Source organism: Vibrio paucivorans, assembly GCF_054053395.1.
The window spans coordinates 2630575-2650080 of sequence record NZ_CM133230.1 but is presented as its reverse complement, the minus strand read 5'-3'; the positions used below and the strand labels follow the sequence as shown (position 1 = coordinate 2650080).

Sequence of the window (19506 nt, the reverse complement as noted above, 5' to 3'; positions counted from 1 at the left end):
ATAGTATTAATCCATAGTATGAATTAAATGGGATTGGTGATGAGTAAAGAAATGAACTGGAAGAGTATTGACCTGAATTTACTGGTCACTTTTTCTCACCTTTATCGCTATCGTAGCGTGAGCATTGCGGCGGAAAAAACCTTTGTGAGTCAATCTGCCATGAGCCACAGCTTATCTCGTCTAAGAGCCTTATTAGATGACAGTTTATTTGAGCGCAAAGGACACCACATGGAGCCAACCGACCATGCGCATCATATTGCGCCGATAGTTATGAAGCTTCTCGACACGGTTTCTTCTGACCTCTTGGCTAGGGAGCCATTCTCCCCGAAAAAATACTCTGGAGTGTGCCGGATTGGTTTAACCGATTATGCCGAGTTTATTTATGCCCCTGTGCTATATGACGCCATTCGCAATGATGCGCCGAATGCGCAAGTTAGTTTCATTAATGTCAATCGAAACAACTATCTAAAGGTTTCTGAGCAAGACAAACTGGATGCAGTGATAGGCAGCATTCCGAGTGCTGATGAAGCGTTCGAACAACATCAGCTGTATACCGAAAAGCATGTTTGCCTTTTTGATCCAAGTTTAGTTTCCATCGCAGAAGAGTTATCGGCCCAGACATTTGCGAGTATTGATCAAGCCTTAGTTAGCCCTGATGGTAGTTTGAGCACTCAGGTTGATAAGCGGTTAGAAGAATTGGGGCTAACCAGGCAAGTGACAGTGGCTTCTCGCAATTTCCTTACCATAAGAAGCTTACTGAAAGGGCGACGCTTGATTGCGATCGTTCCCGAACGAATGACACAAACTGATGCATTTAAAGATCAACTAGTGACAGCGGCACCACCGATTGATGTGCCCGATTTTGATATTTCATTGCTTTGGCCGGCTAAACTGCGACAGGATGATAAAAACGCTTGGTTGCGAGGAGTGATTACTTCGGTGTTCGAGGCAAAATAACAGGCTCAGTTTGGCAGTTATAGCCAAGCCAAAACTGCACTTTGAGTTCTCTGGACTGCTCAAGGTATGGATAACTGATCACACGATGATGAATCTTTTCGATGATAAACACACTGCTGGCTAAGGCTAATACCATTACACTCACGTGATGGTAAATCCTTGTATCATGCGGAATACCACTTGGAGATTTAAAGCTTGCCCAGAATAGCGCAATACTCAAAATGGCCATTAATTGGCTAAGTGGAGAGTCTAGTACTCCTGACACTAAGCTGTAGGCGAAGCCCGCAAGTAGGCTAAGGCCTGTTACGCGAGTGAGTCGATGCGGTGTTTTCCAGACGGTAATCAGACATTGAAGTAGCAGTGCAAGATAGCACACCAGTGGAATGAACCCCCAGTTTACCCACACCAATAAGGCTGAGTTATGCGGGCGACCAAACCGTTCCGACAAGCAGACAAATGCATCGCCTCCCAACCCCCAAAAGCTAGAGAGTGCGAGAGCTTCTAACCATAGTTGGATTCTGCCAGGAGAGTCGAGTCGAATACTAGACCAATCTAACTCACCACCGTGCAGTATGTACGCGGGAATAGGAGTAATAAGTAGCAGTTTTAAAATGTAGCCGAAAATTAAAGATTGAATCAGTAGTACCATTACTTGACGACGCCAGTTAGACTCCAACCAAGCCCAAATAAGTACTGCGGAAATCCCGGCAATAGCGATACCTCTCGCGTCTGTCGCGATAATCCCAGCAACGTTTAACGCCGAAATAAATTGAAGAATGCGATAGTGCCTTTGCTTTCTTTTGGCGAGAAGAGTCAGATACATCAACGGAATTAAGATCCAGATTTGTACCTGATTAATAAAACGAGGGTTAATAAAGCTCAGCACCGAGTGAATACTTTCTGGGAATTGATAGTAAGTTCTTAACCACTGTCCTCCGGCAATTGAGAGAAACAGCAGCACTGACATGGCAATGAAATACTGATAGCTCATGACTCGGTTTTGCGCCGCCATTGGAACTAAACAGATACAGGTTAAAGCGAGCCCTACAATATAAAAATAGTTGGCGTGCGCAGGCCAAAAGTAAAGACCTCGCCAATTGGCCAAAAACGAGAAAGCAAACAAAGTAAACAGAAGTAGCTGAGTGGTTGTGTTTAAGGACGTGAGGGTTTGCCAAAACTGATGACGCGATGCGCTAGAAAAGACTAGTGCTAAGCAAAATAAGATCACAATTGCACAAACGAACATCCTCTTTGTGTCGTACATCGCAAGCGCGTCGGCACGTGTGAACACCGTGTTGAAGCTGAAGAATAGACAGCCAAGAAGTATTAATGCAAGGACGGCTCGGGAGAGAGGAATCGTTTGGTTCATATCTGGCCACACTGTTGACTATGTTAACAGTGTAGACCAGATTGGCTGAAGTTTTCGGCCTGTAGGCTAGGGTTATAGCGAAAACTTAACCCAGCGTTTTTGCCTCCAGCGCCTAGCCATGATGATGCCGCGCAGCCACTCATCCATAGCAATTGCCATCCATGCGCCAAACACACCATAACTCCAATGCACACCGAGTAGATAGCTCATACCGACACCAATGCCCCACATGCTGATAATCCCCATTTGTACAGGGAACTTAATGTCGCCGGCAGCTTTTAGCGCTGAGATAAAGATAAGATTAAACACGCGCCCAGCTTCTAAGATAATAGAACCTGCAATTAAGCTGGCGGTGAGCGCTGTTATCTCAGGTTCGTCAGTAAAGAGCGCAATAACATCGAAGCGGAATAGATACACAAGTGCACAGAAGGAGACGGAAGCGATAAATCCGACCACAAAGTACTTCTGTACCATGACCAATATTTTATCAGCCCAGCCTTTGCCTACGTAGTACCCAACCTGAATCTGACTGGCTTGTCCCAGTGCCAATGAAAACGCAAAGCTAATTCGGGCGATATTTTGTGCATAGGTGAAAGCGGCCAGAGAAGCAGTTCCCATTTGCACGACAAAGAACATGATGGTGATTTGTGCAACGTTGTAAGACAGTACTTCCCCTGCATTCATGCCGCCAATTTTTAAAATCTTACGGTAGATATCTTTCGGAATCTCACGGTAGCGAGAAAACGGGAGCTCGATACCTTTAGAACGCATAGATACCCAAAGCATTACTGTCGCCAGTACTTGGCTGATGACAGTCGCAATGGCTACCCCTTCGACACCATATACAGGTAATCCAAAAGGCTGATATAAGGCAATATAGTTACCCGCTATGTTAAACACACCAGCAATCAGGTTGGTCACCATTGGCGAGCGAGAAAATCCATGGCTGCGTAATATGGTTGCGAAGACAATACCAACCGTGACGTTAAAGGTCATCGCGCCACTAATAATCAAATACTCATGTGCATACTGCTCGACTTGAGCTTCTAATCCATAGAGCGGCAAAAAGTATTCGGCGCCGATCACTGCCAGCACACTTAACAAGAGTCCTACCCCCACCGAAAGCAGAATACTAGCCACGCCAACATAGGCGGAATCTTGGGTTCGGCCTGAGCCATTGTATTGTGCGATGAGGATGCCAGTTCCACTGCTGACCATCGAAGAGACAATGATCAAAAAGAATGACAGCTGGGCAATGACCCCGACGGCAGAAACGGCTTTGTCGGAATAACCACTGAGCATAAAGACATCACTAGTGTTGAGTGCTGTCCTTAGCAATACTTCGATGAAAATTGGCCAAGTAAGGGCAACAATATTCATTCGTTTGTTCATGGTTGATTCTGAGTTCGGCATTCGAGTCGCTCATAAAAAGTTAACGGGCTATTTTAGTCGAGTGAGGAACCTCTGAAAATCCCATTTTGTCAGGGAGTGGTAATGTTTACACTCCAGATAGAAAAAAGGGCACAAAGTTCAAGACTCTGTGCCCTTTGATGAAACATTTGGCTCGTGTTTCATACTTAAAACTGTGTTGAACTACTCAATACGTAGGCCTGAAGCGTCGAATAAGTGGCAATCACCCTGTTTGCAGCTAAGCCCAATTTTCTGGAATTTTTCGACTTCTTGGTCTCCAGGTAGGTGAACTTTAAAGCCATCGACTCCACATGATTGGCCAAACATATAAGTGCTGTTACCTAAACGCTCAACCACCTCGCTTTGGAACTCTAGTTTGACTTCAAGGTCATGGTGTATTTCTAGGTGCTCAGGGCGAATTCCTAGTGTCAGTTTGTCACCACTGCTCAGTGAGCTTTGCGTCGCTGGTAACTGGATAACGGTATTGTCTTGGGTAACGAGCGTGAGTTGTGTTGGGCTGCTGTGCTCAACTGTGGTTGGGATAAAGTTCATTTTTGGTGAGCCGATAAAGCCCGCGACAAACTCGTTTCTTGGCGTATGGTACAGCTCTAATGGCGAACCCACCTGTTCGACCTGGCCGTCTTTTAATACCACGATCTTGTCGGCTAGCGTCATTGCCTCGACCTGATCGTGAGTAACGTAAATCATAATGTTTTGCAGATCTTGATGAAGTTTCGCAATTTGTAAGCGCATATCGACACGAAGTTCTGCGTCTAAATTCGACAGTGGTTCATCAAACAGGAACACTTTAGGGTTGCGTACAATCGCACGCCCAATAGCGACACGTTGTCTTTGCCCACCCGATAACTCTTTTGGCTTGCGTTTTAGAAGATGGTCTAGCTGCAGGGTTTTTGCTGCACTAGAGACTTGTTTATCGATGAACTCTTTTGGGTGCCCGTTCATTTTGAGGCCAAAACCCATGTTTTCTTCTACCGACATATGCGGGTAAAGGGCGTAGGATTGGAATACCATTGCCACCCCACGTTCAGCGGGATCAATCTCATTCACTACTTCATTATCGATGCTCAGTTCACCTTCGGTGATCTCTTCTAGGCCCGCGATAAGACGCAACAAAGTGGATTTACCGCAGCCTGACGGTCCAACAAACACCACAAACTCGCCATTTTCGATTTCTAGGTCGACACCATGAATGGTTTGAACGTCACCGAAGCGCTTTTTGATCTGTTTTAAGCTGATATCCGCCATATCTACTCCTTGCATAATGGCATGTGAACTTGATGAATAAGCACTTAGATGAATGTCTGTAAGTGTGCTCATTTTCCTGTCTATAAAACATACGCCTTTCATTGTTTTTTGTTACTCATGGCTAGCTAATTATTGATCTCTGTCATGTATTTTTACCGAAATTTAATCATTTTTGTGGAAACGTTTACAAAAAGAGCTCTTATATTGTGAAAATAATAAATAATGTGGCTAGTATTTGTTCAGGTGTTAGATAAAACTTCGGCTTTTGCTTTCTAGTGGTCTACTTTTAGTGAGTGGATTTTTACCAAAGTAACTCGCCGAATGTGACAAGGAGTCACGTAAAATGGAGCAATCTGTGAAAACGATATACCCAGAAAATCGTCTTCCATCATCGAAACGCAAAGCAAGAATCAGCACTAAGCTATCTCCTTGGTTATTTCTTGCGCCAGCGATGGTGATCTTCGCGGTTTATGTGGTTTACCCTATTCTCGACAGTATTTGGTTGAGCTTTTTTGAATGGGATGGGCTAGGTGAAAAGCAATGGGTCGGATTGGATAACTATCGAGAGTTGTTTGACTCTGATGCGTTCTATACCTCTCTAAAAAACAATTTCCTATGGTTGGTGTTCTTTATGCTAGCGCCACCGATAGGGCTCGCCATTGCGTTGTTCCTTAACCAGCAGGTAAGAGGAATACGCGTTGTTAAATCATTATTCTTCTTTCCTTTTGTTATCTCGCAAGTGGTGGTCGGCTTAGTTTTCGCTTGGTTTTATGACCCTTCATTTGGCTTATTCAACATTGTTCTCGGTGGCTTCGGTATTGAACCAATTTCCATCTTAGCTAATGAAGACTACGTGACGTACGGCATTATCGCCGCGGGCTTATGGCCGCAGATTTCCTATTGCATGATTTTGTATCTCACAGGTCTTAATAACCTCGACCCAGAACAGATCGAAGCGGCAAGGCTGGATGGAGCTAAGAAGTGGCGCATGTTGTGGTATGTGGTACTGCCTCAGTTACGCCCTGCAACGTTCATTGCGGTCGTTGTTACTGTTATTGGTGCACTGCGTTCGTTCGACTTAGTTGCCACCATGACGGCGGGTGGTCCGTGGGGAAGCTCTACGGTACTCGCGTACCAAATGTATGAAGAATCTATTTTTAATTATCGAATGGGCTATGGTGCGGCTGTCTCTGTGGTGCTGTTTTTAATCATGGATGTGTATATCGCGTACTTCTTGTGGCGTATGTTAAGGAGTGAAAAATAATGTTTCCGCAACCGATACAAAAATCAGGACGCTTCACCAACATTAGCTACCGAGTAGCGCTGCCAATTTCGATTGTGATGTGGCTGCTGCCACTGATCGCGGTAATGATGACTTCCATTCGTTCAATGGAAGACATTAATACCGGTAACTATTGGGGTTGGCCGACTGAAATCCAGTTCTTAGAAAACTACAGCCAAGTCTTTACCTCAACCTCAATGGGGCAATACCTGATCAATAGTTTGATGATCACGCTGCCCGCTGTGGCAGGAGCTGTTGCGCTGTCTACTTTGGCAGGGTTTGCGCTAGCGAAGTACAACTTCAAAGCCAATGTATGGATCTTCGCGATGTTCATCGCGGGTAACTTTGTGCCGTTTCAAATTTTAATGATTCCGGTACGTGACCTCACTATTAGCTTTGGTTTGTACGACACTCACTGGGCGTTAATTTTCTTCCACATTGCCTTTCAAGCCGGCTTTTGTACCTTGTTCATGCGTAACTTTATCGTCGGCATTCCTGACGCACTTATAGAGGCTGCGCGTGTGGAAGGGGTCACGGAATGGAAAATCTTCTGGCACGTTGTATTGCCGTTGGTTCGTCCTGCCTTAGCGGCGCTTGCCGTGCTTGTCTTTACCTTTATCTGGAACGATTTCTTCTGGGCATTGGTATTAGTTCAGAGTGATGAAGTGAGGCCGGTCACCGCGGGGCTGAGTTCGCTGCAAGGGCAGTGGCTAGCGTCTTGGCAACTGATGTCGGCCGGCGCAGTGGTCGCAGCGATTCCACCAGTGGTGCTGTTCTTTACGATGCAAAAACACTTTATTGCCGGTTTAACACTCGGTGCAACCAAAGGTTAACAAGATTCAGATTTACTGCTAGGGCGGTGTCCCCACATTGCTTTGGCGGTACTAACAATAAAAAAAGCAATTGGACCCATGAGCAAAATGCTCAATAACAAGGACCTGAATATGAAATACGTGAAACATCTTGCTGCTACTGCGGTACTTGGGGCTACGTTATCCACCTCTGCTTGGGCGGGAACGTTAGTGATTAACTCAGATGCCTCCGATCCTGCGCCAAAAAAGGCGTGGGGAGAAATCGTTGAACGCTTTGAGAAAGAAAACCCGGATATTACCGTCAAGTACAACCTTTACGATCATGAAGCGTACAAAACTACGATTCGTAACTGGCTAGTGACTTCTCCACCAGATGTTGTGTTCTGGTACGCTGGTAACCGCATGAAGACTTTCGTTGATCGTGGCTTGTTTGAAGATGTCAGTGATTTATGGCAATCACAAGGTATGTATGATGACTTTGCCTCTGCTAAGCCTGCAATGACCATTAAAGATAAGCAGTATGGTGTGCCTTACACGTATTACCAATGGGGCATTTACTACCGCAAAGATATTTTCCAACAATTCGGTATTGCTGAACCAAAAACATGGGACGACTTACTTAAAGCATCGGCGACTCTAAAAGAGAATGGAGTCACTCCATTTACTATAGGTACCAAGTACTTATGGACAGCCGCTGGGTGGTTCGATTACATCAACATGCGCACCAACGGTCTCGATTTCCACATTCAATTGATGGATGGCAAAGTGCCTTACTCTGATGAGCGAGTGAAGAAAACTTTTGCCAACTGGGCACAGCTTGTCGAACCAGGTTACTTCCTAGATAACCATGCATCATACTCATGGCAAGAAGCGCAACCTTTCCTATACAACGGTCAGGCTGCTATGTATCTGATGGGTAACTTCCTAACAGCGAACTTCCCAGAAGATGTGAAAGATAAAATGGGCTTCTTCCAGTTCCCGATTATCGATCCGAATGTGCCAAAAGCAGAAGATGCGCCAATGGATACGATTCATATCCCATCGAAAGCTAAGAACAAAGAAGATGCACGTAAATTCCTAGCATTTGTTGCTCGTGCTGAGAATCAGCAGCTTATCAATGAAATGATGTTGCAGATCCCAACCAACAACAAAGCAAAAGTGAAAAACGATCCGTTCTTGAATAAAGGTGTTGAGATGTTGAATACCGCTTCAGGTACAGCTCAGTTCTACGACCGTGATACTGATCCAGCTATGGCGAAAGAAGGCATGAAAGGCTTCCAAGAGTTTATGGTTCACCCAGAGAGAATTGATAAGATCCTGAAGAAACTAGATAAAGTCAGCAAGCGTACCTTTAAGTAACGTTTGACTGCACCTTATATACCGTCTTTCGTGAGTTAGAGTCCTTTGTCGGTTTATCGAGCAAGCGAGGGGCGGTATTCCCTAAAGTGTCTTTCTGGCACTTTCCCTTCTAAGAGACATTCTTGTATTTCATTCTTATCGTTAAAGGATGCTGTGATGAAAACTTTTGCTCAAATTCTTGCTGCTAGAGAATGGGAGAATCAGCATATTGTGCACCACAATGTGTTACCTGCTCATGCTCCGCTACATGCATTTTCCGATGAAGCCAGTGCATTGGAGAACCGACAATCTGTCAATCAGTGTTCTCTGAACGGTGAATGGCGCTTTCGTCTGTTTGATGCCCCTGAGCTGGTTCCTGAGGTGTGCGTTGAGAAGAGTTTTGATGACAGCACATGGCATGATATCGCGGTGCCGAGCAATTGGCAGCTAGCGCCTGAAGCGACGCAAGGCCGTGATAAGCCGATCTATACCAACGTAAAATACCCTTTTCCAGACACACCACCTTATGTGCCTAAGCTTAACCCGACGGGGGTATATCGTACTCAGTTTGAGCATCAGATTGAAGAAGGAAAGGTTACAGCGATAACCTTTGATGGAGTTAACAGTGCTTTCCATTTATGGTGTAACGGCAAGTGGGTTGGATTCTCTCAAGACTCAAGACTTGCGGCGTGTTTTGATTTGACACCATATCTCGCTGAGGGCACAAATCACCTGACGGTAATGGTGATGAGATGGAGTGATGGTTCCTACTTAGAAGATCAAGATATGTGGTGGCTAAGCGGTATATTCCGCGACGTAACCTTAACAACCAAGCCTACGATTCATATCCGAGATGTAGAAATCCAAACCGAGTTAGACGCGTGTTATCGGGATGCAATACTTCACGTTGAAACTTCACTGTCACGTAAAAACTTACCCCATACGGTTCAAGTGCGCTTATTCGATGCGAAGCATCAGCTGATTGCTGAACAGACGGCCAACGCAGGGGAGCAATTTGTCGATGAGAAAGGCGCTTGGTGCGATAGAGCGCAGCACAGTATAGAGGTAGCATCTCCCAAATTATGGAGTGCCGAACGTCCTTATTTGTACCGTGTTGTTGTCGCGTTGATTGATGAAGCGGGTCAGCTCATTGACTGTGAAGCCTATTCGGTCGGATTTCGTAAAGTCGAAATAGACCAGGGGCAGCTGAAACTTAATGGTAAGGCGCTGCTAATTCGAGGTGTGAACCGACATGAGCATCACCCAGAATTAGGGCATGTTATGACGCGAGACGATATGATTCGCGACATTAAGTTGCTTAAACAACACAACTTCAATGCAGTGCGTACCGCCCACTATCCCAACCATCCGCTTTGGTATCAACTGTGTGATGAGTATGGGTTATATTTGGTCGACGAAGCGAATATCGAAACACACGGTCAGTTTCCTATGTGCCGCTTGTCCGACAGCGCCGAGTGGCTGCAAAGTTACATGCGTAGGATGACGCGCTTAGTTGAGCGGGATAAAAACCACCCTAGTGTGATTATTTGGTCATTGGGTAATGAGTCCGGTATTGGCGCCAACCACCATGCTATGTACCAGTGGGTAAAGCAGCGAGACCCTTCTCGTCCGGTGCAATATGAAGGCGGTGGGGCGATGACAGCCGCAACCGACATCATCTGTCCAATGTATGCGCGCGTAGATTGGGATCTTCCAGTGGTGGCTCATCAGCCTGAAATCACGCCTCGTATCGGTATCAAAAAGACCATCGCATTGCCGAATGAACAGCGCCCACTGATATTGTGTGAATACGCCCATGCGATGGGGAATAGCTTAGGCAGTTTCAATAACTACTGGCAAGCGTTTCGAGATAACCCGCGCTTGCAAGGAGGGTTTATTTGGGACTGGGTTGATCAAGGCCTGACAAAAGCAGCGCCGAGTGGCGACACCTATTGGGGGTATGGCGGCGACTTTGATGATCATATTAACGACCGTCAGTTCTGCATCAATGGGCTGGTTTTCCCAGATAGAAGCCTTCATCCAACATTACATGAAGTAAAGAGAGCCCAGCAGTTTTACCAGTTTAGTTTGCTATCGCAAACCCCACTAAGCGTCTCCATCGAGAGTGAGAACTTGTTTACAAACAGTGATAACGAAGCGCTTTATTGGAGCATTACCGCCAACGGTCGAGAGGTGGAATCAGGACATATTGAGCTTGCTGTGGGGGCGGAACAAAAAGTGGAACTGGTGCTTGAAAACACTTTACCAAGAGTAGAGCCCGGGGCAGAGTACCATTTAAACTTGCAGGTAAAATTAGTTAACGATACGGCTTGGGCTAAGGCTGGCCATATCACGGCAATAGAGCAATTTGAGCTTTTGGGGTGTGGTGAGCTATCCCTTACCAACGACAAATCTAAGTGGCAGGCTAATGTTGCTGATAACGAAAATACGCTTTTGGTCTACAGTGATCTATTTGCGATTGAGTTTGATAAAGCGCTTGGCGCGATTGCGAGTTGGAAAGTTAACGATAACGAAAAGTTACGCCAACCCATTGTCGATAATTTTTACCGAGCCCCACTGGACAACGATATTGGTACCAGTGAAGCCGACAAGCTTGATCCTAACTCCTGGTTTGCTCGATGGCAGTCGATCGGTTTAGCCAGCTTGCGCCGTGAAGCGTTCGACCTTGAATGGTATTACACCCGCAGTGGGGTTGAAGTCATCTGTCGCCAAGCTTATTACCATCACGACAAACTGTATATTACGTCCGACTGGCGATACCAAATTGATTCGGCAGGACAAGTAGACATCGATATCGACGTCTCGCTAGCGAACGATCTACCGCCATTGCCGAGGATTGGCATGGAAGTCGCGATGTTTGATCACGATGAAAGTGAGCACCAGTTGCCAGTGAGCTGGTATGGGCGTGGGCCACATGAAAACTACCCAGACAGAAAGTTATCAGCTCATATGGGGCACTATGAGGCAAGTATCGCCGATATGCATACGGGGTACATCTTCCCATCAGAAAATGGCTTGCGCTGTGATGTGCAGCAAGCCGCTGTTGGTGAACTGTGGGTTAAAGGCCAGTTCCATTTTTCGGTGAGTGAATACAGTCAGCAAAATTTGGCTCAAGCGAAGCACACTAATGAGCTGACTAAGAGCGATACTTTGTTTGTGCGTATTGATGGCTTCCATATGGGGGTAGGCGGCGATGACTCTTGGACTCCGAGTGTGCATCAGGCGTATCAACTGACACAAAATCGATACCGATATCAGGTCTGCTTGCAGTTTCAGCAGTAGCCGTAATTTACTTTGAGGGTTTACCGTCAATGACTCAGATTATTCAGCTTCATAGTCCACTTGTCTCCTTGTTAGTGAAGCTTACACCTGCGCCCGAAATTGTGTATTGGGGAGCGGCTATAACACCACTGAATGCTAATCAGATAGAGGCATTCATACATACTCAACAGCGAACGGTGCCACAAGCACGGCTCGACCACGATGTTCCGCTAACCTTGTGTCCAGAACTAGGGCGAGGCTCATTTGGGGCATCTGGTATCGAAGGCCATCATGCTGGGCTTAATGCTATGCCAAGGTTTGAATACCTTTCCCATCAGCAAAATGACAATGTGGCGGAGATACATTGCTTAGATCAGCAAGCAAACTTAGCGCTCAGCATCACACTCGCACTCGATTCTGCTACTGGCATACTACGCAAGCAGATGACACTCACCAATCAGTCAGGCGTTGATTATACGTTAAACAAATTGGCGCTTACTCTGCCTGTCCCACATCGAGCGAACGAGGTTGAAAGTTACTACGGTAGATGGAGCCTAGAGCTACAGGCCAACCGGCAGTTGATTTCTCATGGTGCTTGGAGCGCTGAAAACCGCCGTGGCCGAACATCGCATGAATACTTCCCAGCGTGTTTATTCGGCCAGAGTGGATTCAGCGAGCAAAACGGGGAAGTGTGGGGCTTTCATCTGGCTTGGAGTGGTAATCATCAACTACGCGCAGAAGTGAAAAGCGATGGTCGCCGTTTTATGCAAGCCGGGGAACTATTACTGCCGGGTGAAATCGTACTGGCCGAAAATGAAAGTTACACCACGCCGGAGTTATACGCGTCATACAGCCGTTCAGGGATTAACGGTATCCGAGCAAGCCATCACCAGTTTGTCCGCGAGCAGGTTCTAGCATTTGATGTTAACAAACCGCGTCCGGTTCACCTCAATACTTGGGAGGGAATCTACTTTGAACACGATCCTGAGTATATCTGCCAGATGGCGACCGAAGCTGCCAAAATTGGCGTTGAACGTTTTATTATTGATGATGGTTGGTTTAAAGGGCGAAATGACGACAAGTCTTCGTTAGGCGATTGGGTACTGGATCAAAGTAAATATCCAAACGGTCTCCATCCAGTCATTGAGCACGTGAATCAGCTCGGAATGGAGTTTGGTATTTGGGTGGAACCAGAAATGGTCAACCCAGACTCGGATCTGTTCCGCGCTCACCCTGAATGGTTGCTAGCTGCACAAGGCTATGAGCAGCCAACGGGGCGTTATCAATATGTATTGAACCTGCAAAACCAAGACTGCTTTGATTATTTGTATCACAGCCTAGATAAGCTGCTTGCAGAGCACAATATTGGCTACGTGAAGTGGGATATGAACCGAGAACTGGTACAGCCGATTCACCAAGGACAAGCTTCCGTTAATGGGCAAACACGCGCTTTATATCGCCTTATCGATAAGTTGAATCGCGCCCACCCAAATGTAGAGATTGAGTCTTGCTCTTCAGGTGGTGGACGGATTGATTACGAGATTCTCAAGCGAACTTGTCGCTTCTGGACCTCAGACTGCAACGATGCATTGGAGCGCCAAACGATTCAAAAGCACATGGGGATCTTTTTCCCTCCAGAAGTGATGGGGGCGCATATTGGTCCTAAACACAGCCATACCACGCGCCGAACTCACAGTATTAACCTGAGAGGTTTAACTGCGCTGACTGGCCATATGGGGGTAGAGCTGGACCCGGTAAAAGAGTTGGAATCAGAAAAGCAGGCTTTCGCTCATTACATTACTTTGCATAAACACTATCGTGAGTTGTTGCATCATGGGCGCAGCTTTTATCTCGATAACATCGATGACACGCGTTTAGCCTATGGTGTGAGCAATGGTTCGCAAAGTATCGTCATTGTGTGCCAGTTAGCGATGCCAGACTATGCATTACCTGATCCTATTCGATTGATAGAACTTAACCCAAGCGCGAACTACCACATTAAGTTGGTGGATTACCCACAAAGCAGCGCTTCGCTGATGAAGGAAAATGCGGGCTGGTGGGAAAGTGGTGAGTTGGTCGCTAACGGAGAATGGTTAATGAATATGGGGCTATCGTTACCCATTCTTGACCCAGAAGCGGCGTTGTTACTTGAAGTCACAGAGTTGGCTGAATAGATGACTGCTTACTCGAGATAAAAAGAAAGGGCACCTAATGGTGCCCTTTTTAATAACTTTATCGCGGGGAATTACTTGTCTTCGGTAAAGAAGTCGTTGTAAAGCATGTATAGGTGCGCGGCACTCCAAGAGAAGTTAGGTGCACCTTGTTGATCGCCCGTTAGTGGGTTGTAGTTCTCGCGGATTGGACCGTCTTGAACTAGGCCGTCAGCGTTGTCGAAGAAAGCGGTTGCCATTTCAACCGCATCTTCGCCGTAACCGTAACGATCCATACCTTTCAGGCCGAAGTAGAACTGATCCACCCATACACGTCCACGCCAGTAGATATCTGGGCCAAACGCAGGGTTAGACAGCGCTGCAGTGCCTAGTGGAACGTAAGTGTTGAACTCTTCAGTATCTTTCATCACTTTCACCACAGAGTCAGCGTTGGCTTGTGTTGCGGCTCCGTTGAATAGTGGAGACCAACCCTCTGGGCCCATGCCACGCTCTACGATTGGTTTACCCGCACAGCCATTTGCTAATGGTTTGTCTTCGATACGGATGTCGTAGAAGAAACCTGTGCTTTCGTCGAACATACAAGTGTTGATGTAATCGGCTAGGTGTTTCGCTTTTGCGCGGAACGCTTTCGCGTCTTCATCTTTGCCTAACATGTCGGCCATTTCCGCTAGGTATTGGTTATCGCTGAACATGTAGCTGGCTTGGTCAACGGACTCTTGCAGCAATGAGTAACCCAATAGAGTGCCATCTTCCGCACGGTTTTGTGCAAACTCTACGTCCCAATCACTGCGCTTACCGCCGTTCGCAACATAAGCATCTAGCTGATCTTTGTCGATGAAACCGAATACGGCTGCGTCATCACGGCCAGACTCCCAAGAAGCTGCTGTTTGAGCTGGGCTTTCGATGTAATCGTAATCACCCTTCGCCATGACTTCAGCCAGTGCTTTCTTACCGATGATGGTCTCGTGATCGTCGCCACGTACCACGGTGAAGTACATTTCACCTTCTGGTGTGTTGTGCGCTTTATCGACAGCTGCACCGTACTCAGGAACGCCGTTACCGTTGTTATCACGGTTACGTAGCCACCAGTCATGGTAAGCCACTAGCTTAGGATACATTTCCTCGATCCATGCTTTGTCACCAGTGGTTTTGTACACTTCCATTACTGCCCATGCCGCTAGGCTTGGCTTAGTGTTACGCTCGTTCCAGTTGCCACCATCACCGCCACGTTCAGGGCTTAGGTTGTAAGCGAGTAGATCTGGCACATAGCCTTCGTCCCAAGGGCGTACTGGATCGTCTGCTTGGATCTGGTATGCGAACATTGCACGAATGTTGTCTTTCGCTACATCTGGGTTGAAGTGCGCCATTGCGTACGCTTGTTTCCACGTATCCCACGGCCAAGTTTGGTTACCTGAGAACCAACGCGCCGTCACAGAAGGTGTCACAGAATCAAACTTCATTGCACCAGCAACACCGCGCCAGTTACCGTTCAATGTTTCCATTGATTTAACAGCTACGCGCTCTTGCTCTGGTGTAGCGTGCGGGTTGGTTAAGCCTTTCTCTAGGTAGTCTTCCCAGCGCTGCTCAGAAGCTTCTAGGTAAGATTCTGGGTTGCCTAGAATATCGGCAATCTTCGCCTGTTCAGCTTGATTCTCTTGCGCGGTTAACACGTGTGTGTAAGTAGTGTAGATCGTCGTTGAGCCTTCTACGCTGGCTGTAGACGTAAAGCGGTGCCTATCGACTTTAGTTTCCATATCGATAGATTTATGGATTTGATACTCAGATTCACCGGAAGTCAGAAGATCCCAAGTAGAACGAACTTTGCCAAATGTAACTTTAAGGCCGTCGTCGGTTGCGACGATCGTACGATTGTAATCTGGGTATTGCTCATCAATCGTTTTATCTGATTGAGGCTCACCCTCTTTCGCGTGGTATTTCTCTAGCAGTTCACCGTCCCACACTAGCTCTACAGGTGTGTCTGAAGTGATTTTAGTTTCCAATAGAGAAGTACGGTCTGAAGCGAAGCGAATAGTCATTTCAACCGTCACATCCTTAGATGTGAGTTTTTGAACTAACGCGCCAGGCAGGCTGTAAGCGTCCATTTCGAACGCGACTTTCTGACCATCTTTGTACACGCTTAGGCGGTCAAAGTTGTTCGCCATGAAGTTAATGTATTCTTCTGTTAATAGCGCAGTACCCGGGAAGCCGCCCATGCCGTCTGCGTTATCTGGTAGCAGGTGGCCGTGCCATGCACCTAGGTCGAAAAATGGGTTGTAGCGTTGGTGATCATCGAAATCGTAATCGCGCATGTATTCTGGTGAACCAGTACGATCAATGACGTTCTTAAATTCGTTCGCTTGTAGCGGCGCTTCAGAAGAAGTAAGCGCGTTACAGCCAGATAGTGTAACTACAGAACCAACGGCTAAAGCGATAAGCGTTTTACGTAAAGTCATGAATTAATCCTCGGTTTACCAGTAGAAGTATTGCATTGCGAAAACTTGAGCGTCGCCAGTGACATTGTCGTTACCAACTGCGAAGCGGCTATCGAAGGCTGTTGCCCACGTACCGTTGCCGTATTCCCACCAAACACCAGCGTTGATGTATGACGTGATTTCGTCTTCCGCAGTATCAGATTCGAAGTTTGCGTAGTTATAAGCAGCAGATAGGTAGACGCCCGGGGCTGCTTCGTACCAAGTACTGGTCATAAAGCCTGACTCAGTGCCGTCTGAAACTTGGTTGCCTTTGTCGGTATCGTGCCATACACGTGCTGCAACGTTTTTGTATTCAGCACCCAATAGGAATAGCTCACCGCCATCGTTGTTACGAACTTCGGCACCACCTAAAAGGGTTAGGTTTTCGGCGATATCATACTGAATATAACCGTTGACCATTGCGTTCTTGTCGATCCATTGATCGGCAAAGCGGTCGTATTTGCCAAAGTTCACCCAAGAGTCATCTTCAGAGAAGTCAGACTCCGGTGCTGCAGAGATGCTGTAGCGGAACTTACCGTCTAAGTTCTGGATTTTTGCGCCTAAGAATACGTCACGGGTATTGGAAATAACGTAACCGTACTCAACAGTTGCATCGCCCCACCACTGGATATCATCCAGAGAAGAGTCCATACGACCAACCATAAATTCTGTATTGCCATCAGTGCGGTAGCCAGCATAGAAGCGGTTAAAACCACCTTCAAAGCCGCCCCAACCGTGGCCGGTTGCCCAAGCATTGCCATCGTCGTCTGCCTGAACTGTCCAGCCTTCCATGTAGGCCAGACCAAACCAGTTACCATACTCGACCGCTAAACCACCTTCGATATACGTACCGTCGGCGTAACGGCCTTTGTCGTCACCCTCCAGAGCAACATGACCACCCACACCCAATTCACCGTAAAAGTCGAAGCTCAATTCTGGCGAGCTGGCTTGTGGTGGTTGAGTGGTGCTGTGGTTGGCTTCGCTTTCAGCAGCGTGCACGTTCACAGCAGCAAGAATTAACCCGGATAAAACAGTTTTAGTAAAATGTAATTTCATTTTAGTCACTTCTTAATTGTGTAGGAATTTGCTTGGTGGGCCTGGTTGATTCTGTTGGGGTGTGCTCTATAGGCGTATGATCAACTTTGCGCACTAGCTGATGATAATTTTATCGATCAATCTAAGTTTGACTAAATGCTCTTTAGTTAAGGTGTGATCTACATTTAGTAAAATTTTACCTTTTGAGGTTTTTTGATGTTTAAACGATATAGCTGAGGTATTGGCATACGGAATTAATCTGCAATTGATTGATATGTGTCTATGTATGATAGGCTGGGGGACCAAACAACCATGCAGTGAGAAATGATGTGACTGACAAAATTACCATTCGCTCTTACAGCCCATCTTCCGATGGACACAGTCACGTTCATCATCAAGTGTTGTTGCCATTGCGTGGATTCATTGATTTAACGCTCGACGGGCGAGCGGCAAGTGTGTCGTATGGAGATTGTGTCATCATCGAATCTGGGTGCTTTCATGAGTTTAAAGCCCGAGAAGACTTTCGTTTTCTCGTTATCGATGTGGATGAGTTGCCAGAGCAATTACTGACTTTGCAATACCCAATTCTGCATCTAGATGAAGCCAGCCATCACTACATCCGCTTTATTGAAAAACAGCTTGAGCTTTCAACCTCGGCAGAGCTGGAAGAAAACATGATGGTGCTGTTATTTGAGTTACTTGTTCGTCAAGAGTCTGGAGAAAAAGTCGACAGTCGAATCAAGAAAGTCATTCAATATCTGAATCAAGATATTGCCAAGCCACACACCATTGAAGAGTTGGCTGACGTTGCCTGTTTAAGCCCGACTCAATTTAAACATCTGTTCAGTAAAGACATAAAACTTACGCCGTTGAAATACCTCGCTAAATTGAGAATGGAGCGAGCGAGTACGCTGCTGGCAAACACCGACTTGCCCGTTAGCATCATCGCCGAGAAAGTCGGGTTTAGTAGCGCATCTTCGTTTACTCGCAGTTTTACTCGATATTTTAATCAGCCACCTAAGCAGCATCGTTGGCAAAGTTAGCCGGGCGAACGTAGGTATACTTTCGGTAAAGTATCACTGCACTTGCGACAATGACCATTCCTAGCAACGTGGTGAGTGTCAGTGGCTCATCAAACAGCAAGTAGTCAAATAAATACGTCAGCACCGGGATGGCGTAAAACAGGACGCTAACTTTGTCGGCACTGTCTTGTTTGACCATATACATCAGTAGCAACAATGCGCCGACCGACACGACTAAACTCATCCACAGCCAAGCAAATACAAACTCGCCCGTCCAATCTACTTGCCATCCGGTCAGTAGGGTTAAACCGCCAAACGAAAGTGTCGCTAAACCGCTTTGGTAGAACATCGCTTGCACCGAATGCACTCGAATGTTCGCTTGCCAAATAGTTCCACCGGTAATGGCCAGCAAAGCACATAGGGCGAAGACAAAACCCGTTGCTGCAATGTGTTGGATGCTTTGCGAACCTGAAATGGCAATTGCTAGCCCAGCAAACCCGACCATAAGTAATATGATCTGAGTAGCCGTGAGTCGCTGCTTGCACAGTAGTGGCGTAATCAGCGGTTGTAAGCCAAGTACTAAAGTCACCAAGCCTGGGGAGATGCCTGAGCCAATCGCCAAAATATAAAAGGCGAGATACAACACTTGCAGCATTAGTCCGACAGCGAGAATGCTTTTGAAATCCTGACGTCGAACCTGCGTAAATCCATTGGGATAGAGGCGTTTGGCTATCAGATACATCATACTGATACAGGCGAACGAGAGTGCAGCTCGCAGAGTTAAAAAGCTCCATTCTGAAGCAAACTGCAATCCGAGTTTTACGATTACTGCGCCACTGCTCCACATAACAAGAAACAGAACCGGGGCAAAGGTGTTGAGGTTTTTCATTTTGGTTTCCTTAACCGCAAACATGACTAAATGGAATAGGTCGTGGGCGCACACGTTAAGGAAAACTATACCGTGGCTTATGAAATGAGAGTTGTCCGAAAAGACGGTTTAATGTGCTTTGAAGGCGAAGTTTCTGAGGAGTAGGAAACAAAAAAGGGCACCTTTCGGTGCCCATGGACTTACTAATGGACTAGTAAATTAG

At 46.6% G+C, this 19506-nt stretch carries 13 protein-coding genes; 7 read left to right on the top strand and 6 right to left on the bottom strand.

The window, feature by feature from the left end; translation table 11 throughout:
- Positions 1-39 precede the first annotated feature (39 nt).
- Entirely contained in the window at positions 40-957 is a 918-nt protein-coding gene (locus tag ACXABW_RS12065) for a LysR family transcriptional regulator (RefSeq protein WP_457522892.1), read from the top strand.
- Here ACXABW_RS12065 and ACXABW_RS12060 read toward each other — a convergent pair.
- From ACXABW_RS12060 to ACXABW_RS12050, 3 genes are all read right to left on the bottom strand, one after another.
- Complete coding sequence (locus ACXABW_RS12060; protein WP_457522890.1) at positions 932-2326, bottom strand: O-antigen ligase family protein; 1395 nt, start codon at positions 2324-2326, stop codon at positions 932-934. The genes ACXABW_RS12065 and ACXABW_RS12060 overlap by 26 nt on opposite strands.
- A gap of 72 nt (positions 2327-2398) precedes the next feature.
- On the bottom strand, positions 2399-3739 hold the full coding sequence (locus tag ACXABW_RS12055; RefSeq protein ID WP_457522888.1) for an MATE family efflux transporter: 1341 nt from the start codon (positions 3737-3739) through the stop codon (positions 2399-2401).
- 180 nt (positions 3740-3919) lie between these two features.
- Positions 3920-5002, bottom strand: coding sequence for an ABC transporter ATP-binding protein (locus ACXABW_RS12050; RefSeq protein ID WP_457525018.1), 1083 nt, complete (start codon positions 5000-5002; stop codon positions 3920-3922).
- A 343-nt stretch (positions 5003-5345) separates the two neighbouring features.
- On the opposite strand from ACXABW_RS12050, the gene ACXABW_RS12045 reads away from it, so the two are divergent.
- From ACXABW_RS12045 to ACXABW_RS12025, 5 genes are all read left to right on the top strand, one after another.
- Positions 5346-6266, top strand: coding sequence for a carbohydrate ABC transporter permease (locus ACXABW_RS12045; protein WP_457522886.1), 921 nt, complete (start codon positions 5346-5348; stop codon positions 6264-6266).
- Entirely contained in the window at positions 6266-7117 is an 852-nt protein-coding gene (locus ACXABW_RS12040) for a carbohydrate ABC transporter permease (RefSeq protein ID WP_252028015.1), read from the top strand. The genes ACXABW_RS12045 and ACXABW_RS12040 overlap by 1 nt, the downstream gene beginning before the upstream one ends.
- Positions 7118-7228: 111 nt before the next feature.
- Complete coding sequence (locus tag ACXABW_RS12035; protein WP_457522885.1) at positions 7229-8455, top strand: ABC transporter substrate-binding protein; 1227 nt, start codon at positions 7229-7231, stop codon at positions 8453-8455.
- A 156-nt stretch (positions 8456-8611) separates the two neighbouring features.
- Positions 8612-11737 carry a beta-galactosidase gene (locus ACXABW_RS12030; protein ID WP_457522884.1) on the top strand — a complete coding sequence of 1042 codons (3126 nt, stop codon included), beginning with the start codon at positions 8612-8614 and terminating at the stop codon, positions 11735-11737.
- 29 nt (positions 11738-11766) lie between these two features.
- On the top strand, positions 11767-13890 hold the full coding sequence (locus ACXABW_RS12025; protein ID WP_457522882.1) for an alpha-galactosidase: 2124 nt from the start codon (positions 11767-11769) through the stop codon (positions 13888-13890).
- Between the two features lie 71 nt (positions 13891-13961).
- Here ACXABW_RS12025 and ygjK read toward each other — a convergent pair whose 3' ends face one another.
- Positions 13962-16340, bottom strand: coding sequence for an alpha-glucosidase (gene ygjK / locus ACXABW_RS12020; protein WP_457522881.1), 2379 nt, complete (start codon positions 16338-16340; stop codon positions 13962-13964).
- 15 nt (positions 16341-16355) lie between these two features.
- The gene (ygjJ, locus tag ACXABW_RS12015; protein WP_457522879.1) at positions 16356-17414 is read right to left on the bottom strand and encodes a protein YgjJ; all 1059 of its coding nucleotides are present in this window, start codon (positions 17412-17414) and stop codon (positions 16356-16358) included.
- A gap of 308 nt (positions 17415-17722) precedes the next feature.
- Between ygjJ and ACXABW_RS12010 the strand changes: the two genes are divergently transcribed.
- Positions 17723-18436, top strand: a complete 714-nt coding sequence (locus ACXABW_RS12010; RefSeq protein WP_457522878.1) for a helix-turn-helix domain-containing protein — start codon at positions 17723-17725, stop codon at positions 18434-18436.
- On the opposite strand, the gene ACXABW_RS12005 is transcribed toward ACXABW_RS12010, so the two are convergent.
- Complete coding sequence (locus tag ACXABW_RS12005; RefSeq protein ID WP_457522876.1) at positions 18411-19304, bottom strand: DMT family transporter; 894 nt, start codon at positions 19302-19304, stop codon at positions 18411-18413. The genes ACXABW_RS12010 and ACXABW_RS12005 overlap by 26 nt on opposite strands.
- Positions 19305-19506: the final 202 nt, after the last annotated feature.